This window comes from Cedecea sp. (assembly GCF_036500665.1).
In the GTDB taxonomy this organism is placed as follows: Bacteria; Pseudomonadota; Gammaproteobacteria; order Enterobacterales; family Enterobacteriaceae; genus Cedecea.
Genome location: NZ_DASYBS010000032.1, coordinates 25,904 through 43,141, shown reverse-complemented (window position 1 = coordinate 43,141; position 17,238 = coordinate 25,904). Strand labels below are relative to the sequence as shown.

15 protein-coding genes are annotated in these 17,238 nt (G+C 56.7%); 3 read left to right on the top strand and 12 right to left on the bottom strand.

Going from position 1 to position 17,238, the window contains the following annotated elements; genetic code table 11:
- Nucleotides 1–553: 553 nt before the first annotated feature.
- The gene (locus VGM55_RS05590; RefSeq protein ID WP_154188784.1) at nucleotides 554–1,735 is read right to left on the bottom strand and encodes an MFS transporter; all 1,182 of its coding nucleotides are present in this window, start codon (nucleotides 1,733–1,735) and stop codon (nucleotides 554–556) included.
- A gap of 225 nt (nucleotides 1,736–1,960) precedes the next feature.
- Nucleotides 1,961–3,178, bottom strand: a complete 1,218-nt coding sequence (gene fabB, locus VGM55_RS05585) for a beta-ketoacyl-ACP synthase I (RefSeq protein WP_154188783.1) — start codon at nucleotides 3,176–3,178, stop codon at nucleotides 1,961–1,963.
- A gap of 158 nt (nucleotides 3,179–3,336) precedes the next feature.
- Between fabB and mnmC the strand changes: the two genes are divergently transcribed.
- Nucleotides 3,337–5,337: a bifunctional tRNA (5-methylaminomethyl-2-thiouridine)(34)-methyltransferase MnmD/FAD-dependent 5-carboxymethylaminomethyl-2-thiouridine(34) oxidoreductase MnmC gene (mnmC, locus tag VGM55_RS05580; RefSeq protein ID WP_331634849.1), complete on the top strand. Its 2,001-nt coding sequence runs from the start codon at nucleotides 3,337–3,339 to the stop codon at nucleotides 5,335–5,337.
- 76 nt (nucleotides 5,338–5,413) lie between these two features.
- On the opposite strand, the gene VGM55_RS05575 is transcribed toward mnmC, so the two are convergent.
- From VGM55_RS05575 to prmB, 6 genes are all read right to left on the bottom strand, one after another.
- Nucleotides 5,414–5,689: a YfcL family protein gene (locus VGM55_RS05575; RefSeq protein WP_038480733.1), complete on the bottom strand. Its 276-nt coding sequence runs from the start codon at nucleotides 5,687–5,689 to the stop codon at nucleotides 5,414–5,416.
- 27 nt (nucleotides 5,690–5,716) lie between these two features.
- A complete protein-coding gene (locus VGM55_RS05570; protein WP_154188819.1) occupies nucleotides 5,717–6,265 on the bottom strand; it encodes an elongation factor P hydroxylase in 549 nt (182 codons plus the stop codon).
- 16 nt (nucleotides 6,266–6,281) lie between these two features.
- Entirely contained in the window at nucleotides 6,282–7,079 is a 798-nt protein-coding gene (locus VGM55_RS05565; protein WP_154188780.1) for a sulfite exporter TauE/SafE family protein, read from the bottom strand.
- Entirely contained in the window at nucleotides 7,080–7,904 is an 825-nt protein-coding gene (gene mepA, locus VGM55_RS05560) for a penicillin-insensitive murein endopeptidase (RefSeq protein ID WP_154188779.1), read from the bottom strand. It abuts the gene before it with no gap.
- Nucleotides 7,905–7,908: 4 nt separating this feature from the next.
- Nucleotides 7,909–8,994, bottom strand: coding sequence for a chorismate synthase (gene aroC, locus VGM55_RS05555; RefSeq protein WP_331634848.1), 1,086 nt, complete (start codon nucleotides 8,992–8,994; stop codon nucleotides 7,909–7,911).
- A gap of 86 nt (nucleotides 8,995–9,080) precedes the next feature.
- The gene (gene prmB / locus VGM55_RS05550) at nucleotides 9,081–10,013 is read right to left on the bottom strand and encodes a 50S ribosomal protein L3 N(5)-glutamine methyltransferase (protein ID WP_038480721.1); all 933 of its coding nucleotides are present in this window, start codon (nucleotides 10,011–10,013) and stop codon (nucleotides 9,081–9,083) included.
- Nucleotides 10,014–10,186: 173 nt separating this feature from the next.
- Between prmB and smrB the strand changes: the two genes are divergently transcribed.
- Entirely contained in the window at nucleotides 10,187–10,738 is a 552-nt protein-coding gene (smrB, locus tag VGM55_RS05545; RefSeq protein WP_038480719.1) for an endonuclease SmrB, read from the top strand.
- Nucleotides 10,739–10,899: 161 nt separating this feature from the next.
- Here the strand turns inward: smrB and sixA are convergent, their stop codons facing one another.
- The 4 genes from sixA to VGM55_RS05525 form a co-directional block, all read right to left on the bottom strand.
- Nucleotides 10,900–11,388 carry a phosphohistidine phosphatase SixA gene (gene sixA / locus VGM55_RS05540; RefSeq protein WP_154188776.1) on the bottom strand — a complete coding sequence of 163 codons (489 nt, stop codon included), beginning with the start codon at nucleotides 11,386–11,388 and terminating at the stop codon, nucleotides 10,900–10,902.
- Nucleotides 11,389–11,567: 179 nt separating this feature from the next.
- Entirely contained in the window at nucleotides 11,568–13,733 is a 2,166-nt protein-coding gene (gene fadJ, locus VGM55_RS05535; RefSeq protein ID WP_331634847.1) for a fatty acid oxidation complex subunit alpha FadJ, read from the bottom strand.
- Nucleotides 13,733–15,043 carry an acetyl-CoA C-acyltransferase FadI gene (gene fadI / locus VGM55_RS05530; protein ID WP_154188774.1) on the bottom strand — a complete coding sequence of 437 codons (1,311 nt, stop codon included), beginning with the start codon at nucleotides 15,041–15,043 and terminating at the stop codon, nucleotides 13,733–13,735. Before fadI ends, fadJ begins: the two co-directional genes overlap by 1 nt.
- A 177-nt stretch (nucleotides 15,044–15,220) precedes the next feature.
- The gene (locus VGM55_RS05525) at nucleotides 15,221–15,505 is read right to left on the bottom strand and encodes a YfcZ/YiiS family protein (RefSeq protein ID WP_154188773.1); all 285 of its coding nucleotides are present in this window, start codon (nucleotides 15,503–15,505) and stop codon (nucleotides 15,221–15,223) included.
- Between the two features lie 376 nt (nucleotides 15,506–15,881).
- Here VGM55_RS05525 and fadL point away from each other — a divergent pair, with 376 nt between their 5' ends.
- The gene (gene fadL / locus VGM55_RS05520; protein ID WP_331634845.1) at nucleotides 15,882–17,210 is read left to right on the top strand and encodes a long-chain fatty acid transporter FadL; all 1,329 of its coding nucleotides are present in this window, start codon (nucleotides 15,882–15,884) and stop codon (nucleotides 17,208–17,210) included.
- The last annotated feature ends 28 nt before the right edge of the window (nucleotides 17,211–17,238 follow it).

Sequence of the window (17,238 nt, the reverse complement as noted above, 5' to 3'; positions counted from 1 at the left end):
GGCGCCCGGCGAGCTCATCGCCGCTAAAGCGGTAAACCCACCGGTTATCACCCAAACATTCGGGGTCGTTCGCGATTCGTTCCCGACGATCGCTCTCTTTCGCTGCTCCCGGCAGCTCAACCCCGCCTGAGTTGGGTCATCACCGGGGGCGATGAGAGCCGGGAACAAAGGCGTGGCTGTAAGTCTTGAAGCGACGGTGACTTTCAGAATTACTGCGGGTTTAAAGCGAGGCTCGGTTCCGGCTTAAATCGCCTCGGTTTTCTCTCCGACTGGCCAGGGTCCGGGCGTCGGGAACGGCCGGAGGCTGAGAGCGTCGGGAACGCGTCTCAGCCGACCCAGGACTGGGAGATAAAACTGAGGTTTACCGCTTGCGGCGATTTATTTGGCCGGGAGTCCGGGGTCTCGGGGAAGTGACGGTGACTTCCCCGAGTCGTTCACCGTTGCGGTGGCTGCATATAAAACAGGACTGGAAGTGAACGGAATATTCACCGCCCCTGCATTATCACCGGTATTTGTGATAACAAAGCATCACTCCGATAATAAGGCTAAAAACCTACTTCCTGAACGCCACCATCGTCACGGCAATCCCCAGAACCGCAGAAATCGCCCCCGCCATAAACACCGACGAATAGCCCATGGAAGTGGCCAGAATCCCGGTAAGCGGCCCGGTGATGCCGTATGAAATATCCTGGAATGCCGCATAGCCGCCCAGGGCAGTGCCGCGAACCTGAGGCGGAACGCGCTTAACCACTTCCACGCCCAGCGCCGGGAAAATTAACGAGCAGCCGCAGCCCGTCAGCGCTGCACCAAGCAACGCGGTCCAGGCACCAGGCGCATGCCAAAGAAGCAGCAGGCCCACCGTTTCAACGGCCAGTGAGAACAGCGCCACGCGCACGCCGCCGTAGCGGTCAGGCATCCAGCCAAACAGCACGCGCACCAGAACAAACGCGCCGCCGAAAGCCGTTAAGGTGAAGCCTGCATGAGCCCAGCCGTTTGCGGCAAAATAGAGCGAAACAAAGGTACCAATAACGGCGAAACCAACGCCCTGCAGCGCCAGCCCGAGCCCTGGCTGCCAGATAAGCCCAACAACGGTAAACAGCGAAGGCCGCTCGCCTTTATGGGCCGGAACAGGCTGCACGGTACTATTAAACAGCAGGCCAATCAGCGGCAGAGCAATGGTCGTCACGCCCAATGCAACAAAACCCCACTGGGCGTTGAACATCAGGCCAAGCGGCGCCCCGGCGGCCAGCGCACCGTAAATCGCCATCCCGTTCCAGGACATCACCTTACCGGAACGTCCCGGCCCAACCAGACCCAGCCCCCAGGTCAGGTTCCCGGTCAGCAGCTGGCTTTCGCCAAATCCAAGAATTAATCGCCCAACGATCAGCAGGCCAAATTTTACCGCCGGATCAACCGGCAGCAGCGCGGCGAGTAAATAGGCAACGCCCGCCAGTCCACAGGCAAACATGCCCTGTAGTACAGAACGTTTGGCCCCCATCTGGTCCGCCAGCCGTCCGGCATAGCCTCGGGTTAATACTGTGGCAAGAAACTGAATGCCCACCGCCACGCCAACCATCATGTTGCCGTAGCCAAGCTGCTGGTGAACAAAAAGCGGGATAACGGGCAGCGGCAGGCCAACCGTCATATAGGTAAGAAATACCGCAAAGGTAATTCTGAATAGCGACGTATTCGCCGACTTCGACGTTTTAAGGGTGGTCTCAGGTACCGCAGACATACTGCTTACTCCATAAATTCAGAGCAAGGCGCAACTCAACCCGCGCCCTTTCCTCTGAGTGTTCAGATTATAGGGTGCGTTGGTTAACGTTAAACGCTTACGCATTATCAAAATGATAATGGAGGGGAATGCATAGTGCCTGCCGGCTAACCGGCTGTCAATACAGAGGAATAGACAAAAAAATAGGGCACCCGAGGGCACCCCATTCTGAATCAGCCATTGAGATTAAGCGTTCAGCTTACGCATGACCAGCGTGGCGTTAGTACCGCCGAAGCCGAAGCTGTTGGACATCACGGTGGTCAGCGTCGCATCGGTAGGCTTAGTGACGATGTTCAGGCCAGCAGCCTGCTCGTCGAGCTCTTCCACGTTGATGCTTGGCGCGATAAAGCCATGCTCCAGCATCAGCAGGCTATAGATAGCTTCCTGCACGCCTGCGGCACCCAGAGAGTGACCGGTCATTGCTTTGGTCGCAGAAATAGCCGGGCTATGGTCAGCGAACACTTCACGGATCGCACCCAGCTCTTTCACGTCGCCTACCGGCGTAGAAGTCCCGTGGGAGTTCAGGTAGTCGATTGGCGTATCAACACCGTGCATGGCCATCTTCATGCAGCGCACCGCGCCTTCACCGGATGGAGCAACCATGTCTGCGCCATCGGACGTTGCGCCGTAGCCAACGATTTCAGCGTAGATATGTGCGCCACGAGCCAACGCGTGTTCCAGCTCTTCAACCACAACCATACCGCCGCCGCCAGCGATGACGAAGCCGTCGCGGTGCGTATCATAAGTACGGGAAGCTTTGTCCGGCGTTTCGTTGTATTTGGTGGACAGCGCGCCCATCGCATCGAACTCACAGGCCATTTCCCAGCCCAGCTCTTCGCCGCCGCCGGCAAAAACGATGTCCTGTTTGCCCAGTTGAATCTGTTCTACCGCGTTACCGATACAGTGCGCGGAAGTCGCACAGGCGGAGCTGATAGAGTAGTTCACACCGTGGATTTTGAACGGCGTGGCGAGGCAGGCGGAAACCGCGGAGCCCATCGCTTTGGTGACAACGTAAGGACCCACTGCTTTCAGGCCACGTGGGCTACGCATCGCGTCAGCCCCAAAGACCTGCGCTTTAGAAGAACCACCGGAGCCTGCAATCAGGCCAACGCGTGGGTTATTCTGATACACTTCTTCGCTCAGGCCAGCATCAGCAATAGCCTCACGCATAGAAAGATAGGCATAGATAGAGGCATCGTTCATGAAACGAACCACTTTACGGTCAATCAACCCGGTGGTATCCAGCTTGACGTTACCCCAAATGTGGCTGCGCATTCCCGCTTCTTTAAACTCTTCCGAGAAAGTGATCCCGGAGCGTCCTTCTCGCAGAGATGCCAGGACTTCCTGCTGGTTATTACCAATGCTGGATACAATGCCCAGGCCAGTAATCACTGCACGTTTCATTCAAATACCTCGTTCACTGCACTATGTAGGATTTCGTGAGGCACAATAGCGTACAGTTGTACGCCGAACAAGTCCGATCAGCCAAATTATGCGGAAATTTGCGCCGCTCCGCTCGCCCCGTTATGATCGAGCCACTGCCTGTCACACGAGCAACTTACGTGAAACATTCCCCTATACAATCCGCCAACCTCGGTTTCAACGAAGAAGGTACACCTGTATCCCGAGATTTTGACGACGTTTACTTCTCTAACGATAACGGGCTGGAAGAGACGCGTTACGTCTTCCTCGGCGGAAACCATCTTCCCGAACGCTTTGCAACCCACGAAAGACCGCTTTTTGTGGTCGCGGAAAGTGGTTTTGGTACCGGCCTTAACTTTTTGACTTTATGGCAGGCGTTCGATGAATTTTGTGTGAAACGTGAGGATGCCCGCTTAAAACGGCTGCATTTTATCAGTTTTGAAAAATTCCCCCTCACCGCCCCTGACCTGGCGCTGGCCCATAAGCACTGGCCGGAACTGAGCCGCTTCGCCGCCGAACTTCAGCAACAGTGGCCGCTGCCTGTGCCCGGCTGCCACCGCCTGCTGCTGGACAACGGGCGCATTACGCTGGACCTGTGGTTCGGGGATATTAACGAGCTGATATCTCAGTTGGATGACACGCTGAATCAGCAGGTCGACGCCTGGTTCCTTGACGGCTTCGCGCCCGCCAAAAACCCGGATATGTGGACGCCTCAGCTGTTCCAGGCAATGGTTCGCATGGCTCGCCCCGGCGGCACGCTGGCGACCTTTACCTCCGCCGGCTTTGTACGCCGTGGGCTGATTGAAGCAGGCTTTACCGTGACACGAAGCAAAGGGTTTGGCCGTAAACGCGAGATGCTCGTCGGGTCGTTGCAAAAGCCGATTGAAACCCCAGCTCGCTCACCGTGGTACTCCCGCCCCGGCACGCCCGAACGAGAAACCGCCATTATCGGCGGCGGAATAGCCAGCGCGCTTCTCTCTCTTGCGCTGCTGCGTCGAGGCTGGCAGGTGACGCTGTATTGTGAGGATGAGGCACCGGCTCAGGGAGCTTCCGGCAACCGCCAGGGCGCACTTTACCCTCTGCTTACCGCACATGATGCCGCGCTGACGACCTTTTTCCCGGCGGCATTCACCTTTGCGCGGCGCCTGTATGACGCCCTTCCGGTAGCGTTTGACCACGACTGGTGCGGCGTCACCCAGCTTGCCTGGGATGAAAAAAGCGCCCATAAAATCGAACAGATGCTCAACCTTGGCCTGCCCGGGTTACTGGCCACGGCGGTAGACGCCGAAACCGTGGAGAAAACCTGTGGCGTGGACACGCAGTGCGGCGGGATTAGCTATCCGCTGGGCGGCTGGCTCTACCCGGCGCAGCTTACCGCCGGAGCGCTGGAACTGGCCGAGCAGCAGGGATTGAAAATCCGCTATGGGCATCAGGCTACCGGCTTAACGCCCGATAACGGCGGCTGGAAGATAGATTTTGCGGAGCAGGAAGCGGTTCAACACAGCTCGGTAGTGCTGGCCAACGGCCATCAAATCAGCCGGTTTATGCAAACGCAAAACCTGCCGGTGTATTCCGTGGGCGGCCAGGTCAGCCATATTCCAACCACGCCAGGGTTAAGCCAGCTCTGCCAGGTGCTGTGCTATGACGGCTACCTGACGCCGGTTAACCCGCAAAACCAGCATCACTGCATCGGCGCCAGCTATCACCGTGGCCAGGAAGAGATGACCTGGAACGAAGAAGATCAGCAGCATAATCGCCAGCGGCTGCTCAACTGTTTACCGCATGCCGAATGGGCAAAAGAAGTGGACGTTTCAGCCAATGAAGCCCGCTGTGGCGTGCGCTGCGCCTCACGCGATCATCTACCAATGGTAGGCAGCGTTCCGGATTATGAAGCCACACTGGAGCAATACGCAGGGCTTGCTGAAGATCGTGAAAATGCGAAGCCGGCACCGGTTTACGGCAATCTTTATATGCTGGGCGCGCTTGGATCCCGCGGGCTGTGCAGCGCGCCGCTGGCCTCAGAGATTCTGGCGGCACAAATGAGCGAAGAGCCGATTCCGATGGATGCCGTCACGCTCGCGGCCTTGAACCCTAACCGGCTTTGGGTGAGGAAATTGTTGAAAGGCAAAGCGGTGAAATGATTTTCTCCTCATCAGACCTTCCGTGATATTTTATCCCCTCTCCCTTTTAGGGAGAGGGTTAGGGTGAGGGTCAGTCTTAAAACTTCGCCTTCTCGAAAAGCGTATCCCACATGCCCAGCACCAGCGCCTGATCGCGCGGCGACAGCTCACCCGCCTGAATCGCCTTTTGCAGGCTGTCGGTCACGACGACGTGCAGCGCTTCTGGCTTATGCTCGTCACCGTTTTCCAGTTCGGCCACGGCCAGAGTAAGGTGCCCACGCAGATAACCGCTGGCAAACAGGTCGTCGTCACTGGCGTGCTCCACCATCTCGTCAATCAACGCCAAAATACGTGACTCAAATTCCGCGATCATCATACATCCTCTTCATACAGGTGATTTTTAGTTTAGGTCTTCTGGCCAGGCAAACTGCCCGGCGTCCAGCGCAGGGGTGCCATAATACGCCCTTAGCGCGCCAATCAGACGTGCCGGACGCTCAGGGAGCCCCTCTTTCAGATAAGTCATAACCTGAGCATGTACCCGACGCTGAAAGGCAATGCGGTCAGGCTCAAAATCGCCGCTCAGGTTGTCGCAGCTGACGTTAAACGGAAAGCCTGCCGCCGTACTGAGCATCCACTCCAGCGCCTGCGGTTTCACTTCCACGTCTTCAAATTTTCCCTGAGTTTCGGCATCGCGCCCGTCCGGGCAATACCAGTAACCGAAGTCCACCAGCTTGCGGCGCTCTTTACCGGCCACGCACCAGTGGGAGATTTCATGCATTCCGCTGGCGTAGTAGCCGTGCGCAAAGACGATGCGGTTATACGGCAACTCGTCATCCGCGGGCAGATAGATAGGCTCGTCATCGCCTTTGATCAGGCGGGTATTAAACTCTTCCAGGAAGCAACTATCGAACACGTCGATCAGCTCCTGATAATGGTGCTGTTTGCTCATTGTTACGTTATTCATTTCAGGCTATCCCTAACCAGTGGAGGATTTCCGGTCCGTGGCTGTCATACAGCAGCTTGGCGCTCATCACCGCCGAAACCACGACGATCATCGGGCGAATCAGCTGCTGCCCTTTACTCAATACGAGACGCGAACCCACTCTCGCGCCTAAAAATTGCCCGGCCATCATCACGAAGCCGGTACCCCAAATCACCTTGCCGCCGATAATGAACAGCAGCAGCCCGCCAAGGTTTGACGTGGCGTTAAGCACTTTAGCGTGGGCGGTAGATTTGGCGAGGTTGAAACCACAAAGCGTCACAAAAGCCAGCGCATAAAACGACCCGGCACCGGGGCCAAAGAAGCCGTCATAAAAACCTACGCAGCCGCCAGCTATCAGCGCAAACGGCAGGCCATACAGGCGACGCTGGCGATCTTCTTCGCCAAGCTTTGGCATCAGCAGAAAATAAAGCCCGATGCCGATGATCAGCAGCGGCAGGATCTGACGCAGAATATCGGACTGCACGTGCTGCACCAGCAGCGCACCGCAGGTGGAGCCGATAAAAGTCATCAGAATATTGAGTTTCTGATCGGCAAGGCTGACCACCTTACGGCGAATAAAATAGAGCGAGGCAGAGACCGACCCGCCGCAGGCCTGAAGTTTGTTGGTCGCCAGCGCCTGCGCCGGGGACATACCCGCAGCCAGCAAGGCCGGAACCGTCAGTAACCCACCGCCGCCTGCAAGCGCATCAATAAACCCGGCGAGCATGGCGACAAAAAACAGCGCTACCAGCAGCAGCGGGGAAACCATAAACCATTCCATTTAGAGAACGTGCTCATCCAGTAATGCCTGACAGGAGGCGGGTAAAGGCGGTGGGGTTGTCTTTTTCGGTGGCGTGCTGCCCGGTGCAGGCGGCGCGAACCAGCTTTGCAGCTCGGCACCGCAGCCGTCTCCTGGCGGAGGCAGAGGCTGATCTTCGCACTCAAGGCTGTTAGCCGGGCAGCGCAAACGCACGTGCATATGGGCGCGGTGGGCAAACCACGGACGTACCTTACGCAGCCAGTCCCGGTCAGCCCCGGCATCTTCGCAAAGCCGCTGCTTGATAGCCGGGTTTACGAAGATGCGCGTGACGTCATTATCTTTAGCCGCAAGCTTAATCAGGCTGTCGATTTCCGGCTTCCACAGCGACGGCACCACGCGCTTGCCGTCAGCGGCGACTAAGTCCAACGCTTGCGGGCGCAGCAGCTGCGCCGACGTCCAGCGCGCTTTTGGCAGCTGCAGGAAGATATCAACATCCAGCCCGGTCTGATGACTGGCGTGGCCGGAGCTAAAACGCCCGCCCGCCGCCATGCCCATATCGCCAATCAGCACCGTGCCCAGGCCGAGCTGATTCACCTGATTACTCAGGCGCTGAATAAACATCACCAGATCGGGATGGCCGAAATAGCGACGCTGATCCGGACGCATCACCTGATAGCGGGCGTCTTCAAGCGGCAGCGCGTTAGCGCCGACGATGCAGCCGTTGGAAAACGCGCCGATGGACTGCGCGCTACCGGCAATAGGATGGTCGATTTTTTGCCACGGCGTAGCCGCTAAAGTCTGAGCGCTGGCGGCCAGCGCCAGCATCCCGATCAGGCATTTTTTCATTGACTTACCAGCGAGGAAGCGGGGAAGAAACGTCAGCGTTCTGAGCACGCTGGCGCAGCAGGTGATCCATCAGCACGATAGCCAGCATCGCTTCGGCGATCGGCACGGCGCGGATCCCCACGCACGGATCGTGACGACCACGGGTGATCATCTCCACTTCTTCGCCATCACGATTAATGGTTTTTCCCGGCACGGTAATGCTGGAGGTTGGCTTCAGGGCCATATTCGCCACAATCTGCTGACCGCTACTGATGCCACCCAGAATGCCGCCCACATGGTTGCTCTGGAAGCCCTGTTGAGTAATTTCGTCCCGGTTCTGGCTGCCACGCAGGTTCACCACGCCGAAGCCTTCGCCAATCTCCACGCCTTTCACCGCGTTGATGCTCATCAGCGCGTGGGCAATGTCCGCATCCAGGCGGTCAAAGACCGGCTCGCCGAGGCCCGGCGGCACGTTGTCGGCAACAACCGTTATCTTCGCGCCGATAGAGTCGCCCTCTTTTTTCAGGCCACGCATCAGCTCGTCCAGCGCTTCAATTTTATCCGGATCAGGGCAGAAGAACGGATTCTGCTCTACCTGATCCCAGTCTTTGATTTCCAACGGAATATCGCCCATCTGCGTCATGCAGCCGCGAATTTTAATGCCGAATTTCTGCTCAAGATATTTCTTGGCAATCGCGCCCGCCGCCACACGCATGGCGGTTTCACGCGCGGAAGAACGGCCACCGCCGCGATAGTCGCGCAGGCCATATTTTTGTTCGTAGGTGTAATCCGCGTGCCCCGGACGGAACACGTCTTTGATGGCGCTGTAATCCTGGGAGCGCTGATCGGTGTTTTCAATTAGCAGGCCGATGCTCGTGCCTGTCGTCACACCTTCAAACACGCCGGAAAGAATTTTTACCTGGTCAGGCTCACGGCGCTGGGTGGTGTAACGCGAGGTGCCCGGGCGGCGGCGATCGAGATCGTGCTGCAGGTCGGCTTCGGTCAGCGGGATGCCCGGCGGAACGCCGTCAACAATGCAGCCCAGCGCGATGCCGTGGGATTCACCAAATGTCGTTACGCGAAAAACCTGTCCAATACTGTTACCAGCCATCACGGCTCCTTACTGAATCACCGTTGTCGTTGTTGTGTTGTGCGCGGGAAGTAAAACGAGCCCGAAGACTCGTTTACGTGCGGCAATTAATCTTTGTAGATGCTGAAGTGCTCGCGAGCCTCGATCAACTGCGCTTTGGTCAGCATAAACACGCCGTCGCCGCCGTTATCGAACTCAAGCCAGGTGAACGGCACCTCCGGATATTGATCCATCAGGTGCACCATGCTGTTCCCTACTTCACAAATCAGGATCCCGCCGTCGGCCAGGTAGTCTGGCGCACAGGCCAGGATGCGGCGAGCCAGCTTCAGGCCATCGCTTCCGGCCGCCAGCCCCAGCTCTGGCTCAAAGTGATATTCACCCGGCAGGTCGGCCATATCTTCTTCATCAACGTACGGCGGGTTCGTCACAATCACGTCGTACTGCACTTTAGGCAGGTCACGGAACAGATCAGAGCGAATCGGCGTGACGTTGTGGTCCATGCCGTGCTCGGAAATGTTCTGCTCGGCCACGGCGATAGCGTCAGGGGAAATATCAACGATATCCACTTCCGCATTCGGGAATTCATAGGCGCAGGCGATGCCGATACAGCCGCTGCCGGTGCACATATCAAGAATATGCTGCGGCTCGTGATCGATCATCCCGGCAAAGCGGTTATTGATCAGCTCACCAATTGGGGAACGCGGGACCAGAACGCGTTCGTCAACGTAGAACTCGTGGCCGCAGAACCAGGCTTTGTTCGTCAGATAAGCAACCGGAATACGCTCGTTTACGCGGCGAATCACACGCTCAACGATGCGGTGACGCTCGCTTGGCGTCAGGCGCGCGGTACGCATATCTTCAGGAATATCAAGCGGCAGGTAAAGGCTTGGCAGAACCAGCTGAACGGCTTCATCCCATGGATTGTCGGTGCCGTGCCCATACCAGATGTTGGCGGCGCTAAAGCGGCTGACCGACCAGCGCAGCATATCCTGAATGGTATGCAGCTCGTTTACTGCCTCATCGACGAAAATTTTATCCACGTGCCCTCCGCAGGCGACTCACGCTAGTTCAATAATAATCGGCTAGTTTGCCATGAAGGAGGCGACAAATCAGCACCCATCGACGCCGGGAGGCGGTGAAATTTGCGTTTTCTTTATTGCCGACGGGGAAAGCGGGTAAACTGGCGACAAAGCGAATGCGAGACGAGATATACATGAAAAAGAAATCACCGCTCAGTTCCGAAGACGAGGCGCTTTTTCGCGGCCTGATGAGCGGCACCAAAAAACTGGCTCAGGATACGATTGTTCACCGCCCGGTACGTAAAAAAATAACGGAAGTCCCGGTAAAACGCCTGCTGCAGGAACAGGCTGACGCCAGCCACTATTTTTCGGATGAGTTTCAGCCGCGCCTGGCGACCGAAGGGCCAATGCGCTACGTGCGTGAAGGCGTGAGCCATTTTGAGCTGAAGAAACTGCGTCGCGGTGACTACTCCCCGGAGCTGTTTCTTGATTTACACGGCCTGACCCAGCTACAGGCTAAACAGGAGCTGGGCGCGCTGATTGCCGCCTGCCGTCGCGAGCATGTTTTCTGCGCCTGCGTCATGCACGGCCACGGTAAACACGTTCTTAAGCAGCAAACGCCGCTGTGGCTGGCGCAGCATCCGCATATTGTCGCGTTTCACCAGGCACCGAAAGAGTACGGCGGCGATGCCGCGCTGCTGGTGCTAATAGAAATTGAAGAGTGGCAGCCGCCGGAGCTGCCGTAAACTCGGCGTGAAAGATTCCCCTCACCCCGGCCCTCTCCCGGAGGAGAGGGGGAAAGCGATCGGGAACAGTCTCCTCGCCCCTTTGGGGAGAGGGGAAATCCTTAACACTTTAAAAGCAAAAAGAGCCGCTTTCGCGACTCTTTTTTTCATGCTCACAGCAATCAGATAGCCTTAGCCACCTTGAAATTGCAGGGGCTCATCTGCCAGTTAAATACGCCTTTACCCGATTCCGGATCCAGCGTGACGTTGGCAATTGCCGACGTGGTAAACATCGGCGGGGCCTCTTCCGGGCAAAGCTCGGAAACCAGGTAACCGACCAGCGGCAGGTGGGAAACCACCAGCGCGGATTCAACGCCTTCGTTTGCCAGCGCCAGCAGGTAATCTCCCACCAGGCCCACATCACCGCAGGGCCGTAGCTCAGGCAGGATGTCTTCTTTTTCCGGGAGGTTCAGCGCTTCCCGCACCACGTCCAGGGTCTGTTCAGCTCGCAGGTAAGGGCTCACCAGAACACGTTCGATACTTGTCACCTGACCTGTTAACCAGGTCGCCATCAGACGGGACTCATCACACCCACATTGGGTCAGGGGACGAACCGAGTCGCTGGCAGCATCGAGTGCTGCGTCGCCGTGACGCATGATAAAAACTTGCATATTGCACCGCTTTTGTTAACCAGGAACGCCTGAACCCGCACGCTGAAAAAGTGGGGTTCACGGCAGCCGGGCATTGTGCCTTATCCGTACATCGAATGAAACGCTGTCTTTTACCTCAATGCTGCAAGTATAGTCAATATCTGTTTACAAAATGACCTTGCAGCGTACATTTCCCGGTTTTAGCTCAGCGCTTCGTCATGCTCAGTAACCGGCCGCGGCTTCAACGCCGGCCAGAAACTAAGCTGTTGTTCAGCCATAATAATCAGCCTTTCGCAGGGCTTGAAACGTTCCCCGTACTGACCCGCTAAACGCTGTAATTTTGCCACAACGTCCGCGGCACTCAGGCTGTCCATATACCTGAACGGCCCGCCCAGGAACGGCGGAAAACCGATGCCGAACACGCCGCCAATATCACCATCCCGTGCGCTTCTCACCACACCCTCATCGAGGCAACGCGCGGCTTCGTTGAGCATCATCATCACGCAGCGTTCGGCGATTTGCTCCGGGGTCTGACGCCCGTTTGGCGTCACGCCTAACAGCTTGTAAATCGCTGTATCCGGCTGTTTCTTGCTTTTACGCCCTTTCGCCGGATAAAGATAGAAACCGCGACCATTTTTTCTTCCTTTGCGATCGTCCTTCAAGATTGCATCGACGCTTTCCGGCGCGGCGAAGCGATCGCCGAAGGCCTGCTGCAAAATCGGAATAATTTTAGTGCCGACGTCTATCCCAACTTCGTCCAACAGCTGCACGGGCCCTACCGGGAAACCAAACTTAACCAGCGCTTCGTCGATACGTTCGATAGGCTCACCTTCCGTCAGGCAGCGCAGCGCTTCGTTAATGTAAGGTGCAAGAATACGGTTGACGTAAAAACCAGCGCTGTCGCCGACAACGATCGGCGTTTTGCCCTGTTTTTTCGCCAGCTGTACGGTGGTGGAAATGGTTTCCGCACTGGTGCCTGCGTGAGGGATCACCTCAACCAGCGGCATCTTGTCGACCGGACTGAAAAAGTGCAGGCCGATAACCTGCTGCGGGCGCGCAGCTTGAGCGGCTATGTCAGCAATCGGCAGCGACGAGGTGTTTGAGGCAAAAACAGTATGCGGCGCGGCGTGCTGCTCCACTTCGGCCACCATTTTCTGCTTCAGGGCCAAATCTTCAAACACGGCTTCCACCACGATATCGCGCTGGCTGAACCCGTGATAATCGGTTCCCCCTGAGATGCGGGCCAGCTCGCGCTGCCGTTCGGCCGGCTTCATATGGCGGCGGCGAACTTTTTTGTCCAGCAGATCCCAGCTGTAGTTCAGCGCGTGGTTAATCCCTTCGTTATTAATGTCTTTAATGCGCACCGGCAGCTTGCCTTTGGTGGCCGTCACATAGGCAATCCCGCCGCCCATCAGCCCGCCGCCGAGGATACCCACCGCGTTGAGTTTGCCGGGCTTTGCATCCCCGCCGTACTCTTTCTTTAACTCAGTGCTGGCAAAGAACAGGCCGCGCAGCGCGGCAGATTCTGCGGACATCGCCAGTTCGCCAAACGCTTTAGCTTCCGCCTCATAGCCGCTTTTGCTCCCCTGCTCAAGCCCGGTACGAATAACGTCGATGATGCGGCGAGTTGCCGGGTAGTTACCCTGGGTTTTTGCCTCAGTCTTCTTGCTGACCAGGCGGAACAACAGGGAGCGTCCCAGCGGTCCGGCAAGCACGCGTTCTTTTACCGGCAGTTCACGTGAAGGTTTGCGCCCTTTAAGCGCCAGCGCAACGGCGGCATCCAGCAGAATGGATTCCGGCACTACGTCATCCACCAACCCTAACTTCAACGCCTGGCGCGGGCGCAGCTGCTTGCCGGTCAAAATCATGTCCAGCGCGTTGCTGACGCCAATCAGGCGAGGGAGACGCTGCGTACCGCCCGACCCCGGCAGCAGGCCAAGCTGCACCTCCGGCAGCCCAAGCTGGGTTTTAGGTGAATCGGTACAAACTCGGGCATGGCAGGCAAGCGCCATTTCCAGCCCGCCGCCCAGACACGCACCGTGGATAGCGGCCACAACCGGCATCGGCAGCGCGGCGATTTCCGCCATGATCTGCTGCCCCTGCCGCGCCAGCTCCTGCGCTTCCCCGGCCGTTTTACAGCCAGCAATCATGTTGATATCGGCCCCGGCAATAAAGTTGTCAGGTTTGCCGGAGATAAACACCAGCCCCTGCACGCTCGGGTTGTCGCGCAGCTTTTTAATAATGCCGTGTACCTGAGCGCCAAACTCGGCCTTCAGGGTATTCATCTTCTCGCCAGGCACGTCGATGGTGACAACCGCAACGTTATCCAGCCGAATGTGTAAATCGAATGCGCCTTTCTGCTCCATTACTCCACCTCCAGAACCATTGCCGCACCAAGGCCGCCGGCGGCACACGCCGTAACAAGGCCAAAACCGCCGCCACGGCGACGCAGCTCGTGCAGCGTTTGGGTAATCATCCTTGCGCCAGTGGCCGCAAACGGGTGTCCGTAGGCAATCGACCCGCCCAGCACGTTAAATTTAGCGTCATCCACTTCACCGGTGGCGTGAGCCCGGCCCAGCACGTTGCGGGCGAAGTTTTCGCTGGAAAGCATTTTCAAATTGGCTAACGTCTGCGCGGCAAAAGCTTCGTGCATATCAAACAGCGTCAAATCATTCAGGGTGATCCCGGCGCGCTCAAGCGCCAGCGGCGTAGCCCATGCCGGGCCAAGCAGCATATCCTGCCAGACATCAATGGCGGTAAACGCGTAGCTGCGCAGGTAGCCGAGCGGCTTGAGGCCAAGCTCTTTCGCGCGGGATTCCGTCATCAGGATAACGGCCGCCGCGCCGTCCGTCAGCGGCGTACTGTTCGCGGCGGTAACGGTGCCGTGCTTGCGGTCAAAAGCCGGGCGCAGCTTTGCATAATCTGCAAGGCTGGAACCTTTACGCACGTTGTTATCTTCGGCAAACGGCTGACGATAAGGCGGGATAAATGCCGTCATTACCTCATCTGCAAGCTTACCTTCCTGCCAGGCCTGCGCGGCACGTTCGTGGGAACGGTGGGCCAGCGCATCCTGCTGCTCGCGGGTAATACCGTGAGTTTTTGCCATTTGTTCGGCGGTATCGCCCATGCGCAGGCCGGTTGAGTATTCCGCCACCGCAGGGGGAACCGGTAATAAATCGCGAGGACGTAATTTGGAAAACAGTTTCAGGCGCTGCCCGAGCGTGCGCGCTTTATTCACATCCACCAGCGTGCGGCCCAGCTTTTTGCTTACGCCAATAGGCAGCACGGAAGAGGAATCTGCGCCCCCGGCAATACCGGCTCGGATAGTCCCGGCCATCAGGCTTTCGGCCACGTTCGCAACGGCCTGGAAACTGGTGGCGCAGGCACGGCTCACGCTATACGCGTCGGTATGCACGCTCATGCCGGTGCCAAGCACGATTTCACGGGCAATGTTTGGGGCTTCTGGCATCTGTACAACCTGGCCGAAAACCAGCTGTTCGATAGCTTCGGGCGGCACTTCGCTGCGCGCCATCAGCTCGCTCACCACCATATTGCCGAGATCGACGGCGGGAATACCATGGAAAGCCGTGGCCTGGCGGGCAAACGGCGTACGTAAACCACTGACAATGGCAATACGATCGCCCTGGCGGGTAATCAACGGCAGTGCCTGACTCATAACGCTCCCCTGCTAAAAAAAGTGAATACAGACAAAAAGTGGTCTGACCTGATCACAGTCTTAACTAAAAATTCACATCCAGCCAACCGGCGGGCGAGAAAAATGGGAGAAGCGACACGAATTATTACATAACGAAATGAAACACCCCGCGCAAAGCAGGGTGTTGAGGCAGGAGCGTTAACGCAGGCCGAGCTGGAAGATCATGGTTTCAGCCTGGCAGCTGAACACAAAGTCGATATCCAGCTGCACGCCGCCGGCCACTTCGGTGTAGCGCGGCGTTATCTGGCAAGGTTCAGATTCCACTTCACGGGCTTTGGCCGTTAAGGCTGCCAGAACGTCATCAGCCTGGGCTTTATCAGCAAATACGCGGCTGTAGGAGGCAATGCAGTCCGTGTTGTCGATAATGGAACCGACATCAATGCAGCAGCAAACCGGGGTTTCATCGGCGGTATTTTTATTCATCACGCTTTCCTCTGTAATGCGGCTTAAAAGGGAGAAAGATTCAAATAATTGTGGATATTTTACGCCCACGGTTGTTTCTGCTCCAGTTGATAATCCTCACAAAACCGACAAGTGACGGAAATCACACTTAAAAATGATCTAAAACAAATAACATCCCCCAATTGGCAGGAAGTTCCCCCGGATTTTGCCAGCCAGATCCCGTTTTTAAGATCAAACAAGAAAAACTTTAGAAACAAACTTGCAACATCCTTGCTGGTCAGACCTATACTCTCGCCACTGGTCTGATTTCTCTGTACCCGATCAGTCCCTACTATTCGCGCTCCTGTTACGGTATGTAACATTGTTTGCATAAAAATAAATCAATGAGGTTTTGGTCATGAGCCAGAAAAACCTGTTTGCAAAGTCAGCCCTCGCGGTTGCAGTGGCAATAGTCTCTTCCCAGGCGTATGCCGCCGGCTTTCAATTAAACGAGTTCTCTTCCTCTGGCCTTGGCCGAGCGTATTCGGGGGAAGGTGCAGTAGCGGATAACGCGGGTTCAGCAAGCCGCAACCCCGCCACCATCATGATGTTTGACCGCCCCTCTTTCTCCGCGGGTGCTATCTTCGTTGACCCGGATGTTGATATCTCTGGTACGTCAAAAACCGGTAAAAGCACCGATGCGAAAAACATCGCGCCAACCGCATGGGTTCCAAACCTGCACTTTGTTGCGCCGATTAACGATCAGTTTGGCTGGGGTGCCTCTGTCACCTCTAACTACGGCCTGGCCACCGAATATAATGACAGCTATACCGCAGGCTCAATGGGCGGCACGACCGACCTGACGACTCTGAACCTGAACCTGAGCGGCGCCTACCGCCTGAACAGCAACTGGAGCTTCGGTCTGGGCTTTGATGCTGTTTACGCTAAGGCGAAAATTGAACGCTATGCGGGTGACCTGCCGCAGCTGATTGCTGGTAATCCAGCAGCTCCGCTGACTCCGGCTCAACGCCAGGCTATCGGCAGCATTCCTGCTAATACCCAGATTGCTCACCTGAAGGGTGATAAATGGGGCTTCGGCTGGAACGCCGGTATTCTTTACGAAATTGATAAAGACAACCGCTATGGCTTTACCTACCGTTCAGAAGTGAAAGTCGACTTCGACGGCGACTATAAGAGCAGCCTGCCGGCGGCCTATAATCCACTGTTGTCTAACTTTGGTCTGCCTTCGGGCACCAATGGTCAGACTGTCCCGGGCTCTCTGAGCCTGCATCTGCCAGAAATGTGGGAACTGTCCGGTTATAACAAAGTTGCGCCGAAATGGGCCGTTCACTATAGCCTGACCTACACCAGCTGGAGCCAGTTCCAGGAGCTGAAAGCGACCGGCAGCAACGGCCAGACGCTGTTCTATAAAGATGAAGGCTTCAAAGATGCTTACCGCATCGCGCTGGGTACCACCTACTACATGGACGACAACTGGACGTTCCGTACCGGTATCGCCTTTGATGACAGCCCGGTTCCGGCCGACAAGCGTTCTATCTCCATTCCGGATCAGGACCGCCTGTGGCTGAGCGCCGGGACCACTTATGCGTTTAACAAAGACGCTTCTGTGGACGTAGGTGTTTCCTACATGCACGGCCAGAAAGTGACCATCGAAGAAGGTCCATATACCTTCAAATCTGAAGGTAAAGCCTGGCTGTACGGCGCGAACTTCAACTACGCGTTCTAAGTTACCGCCCCAAAAGCAAACCGCCTTC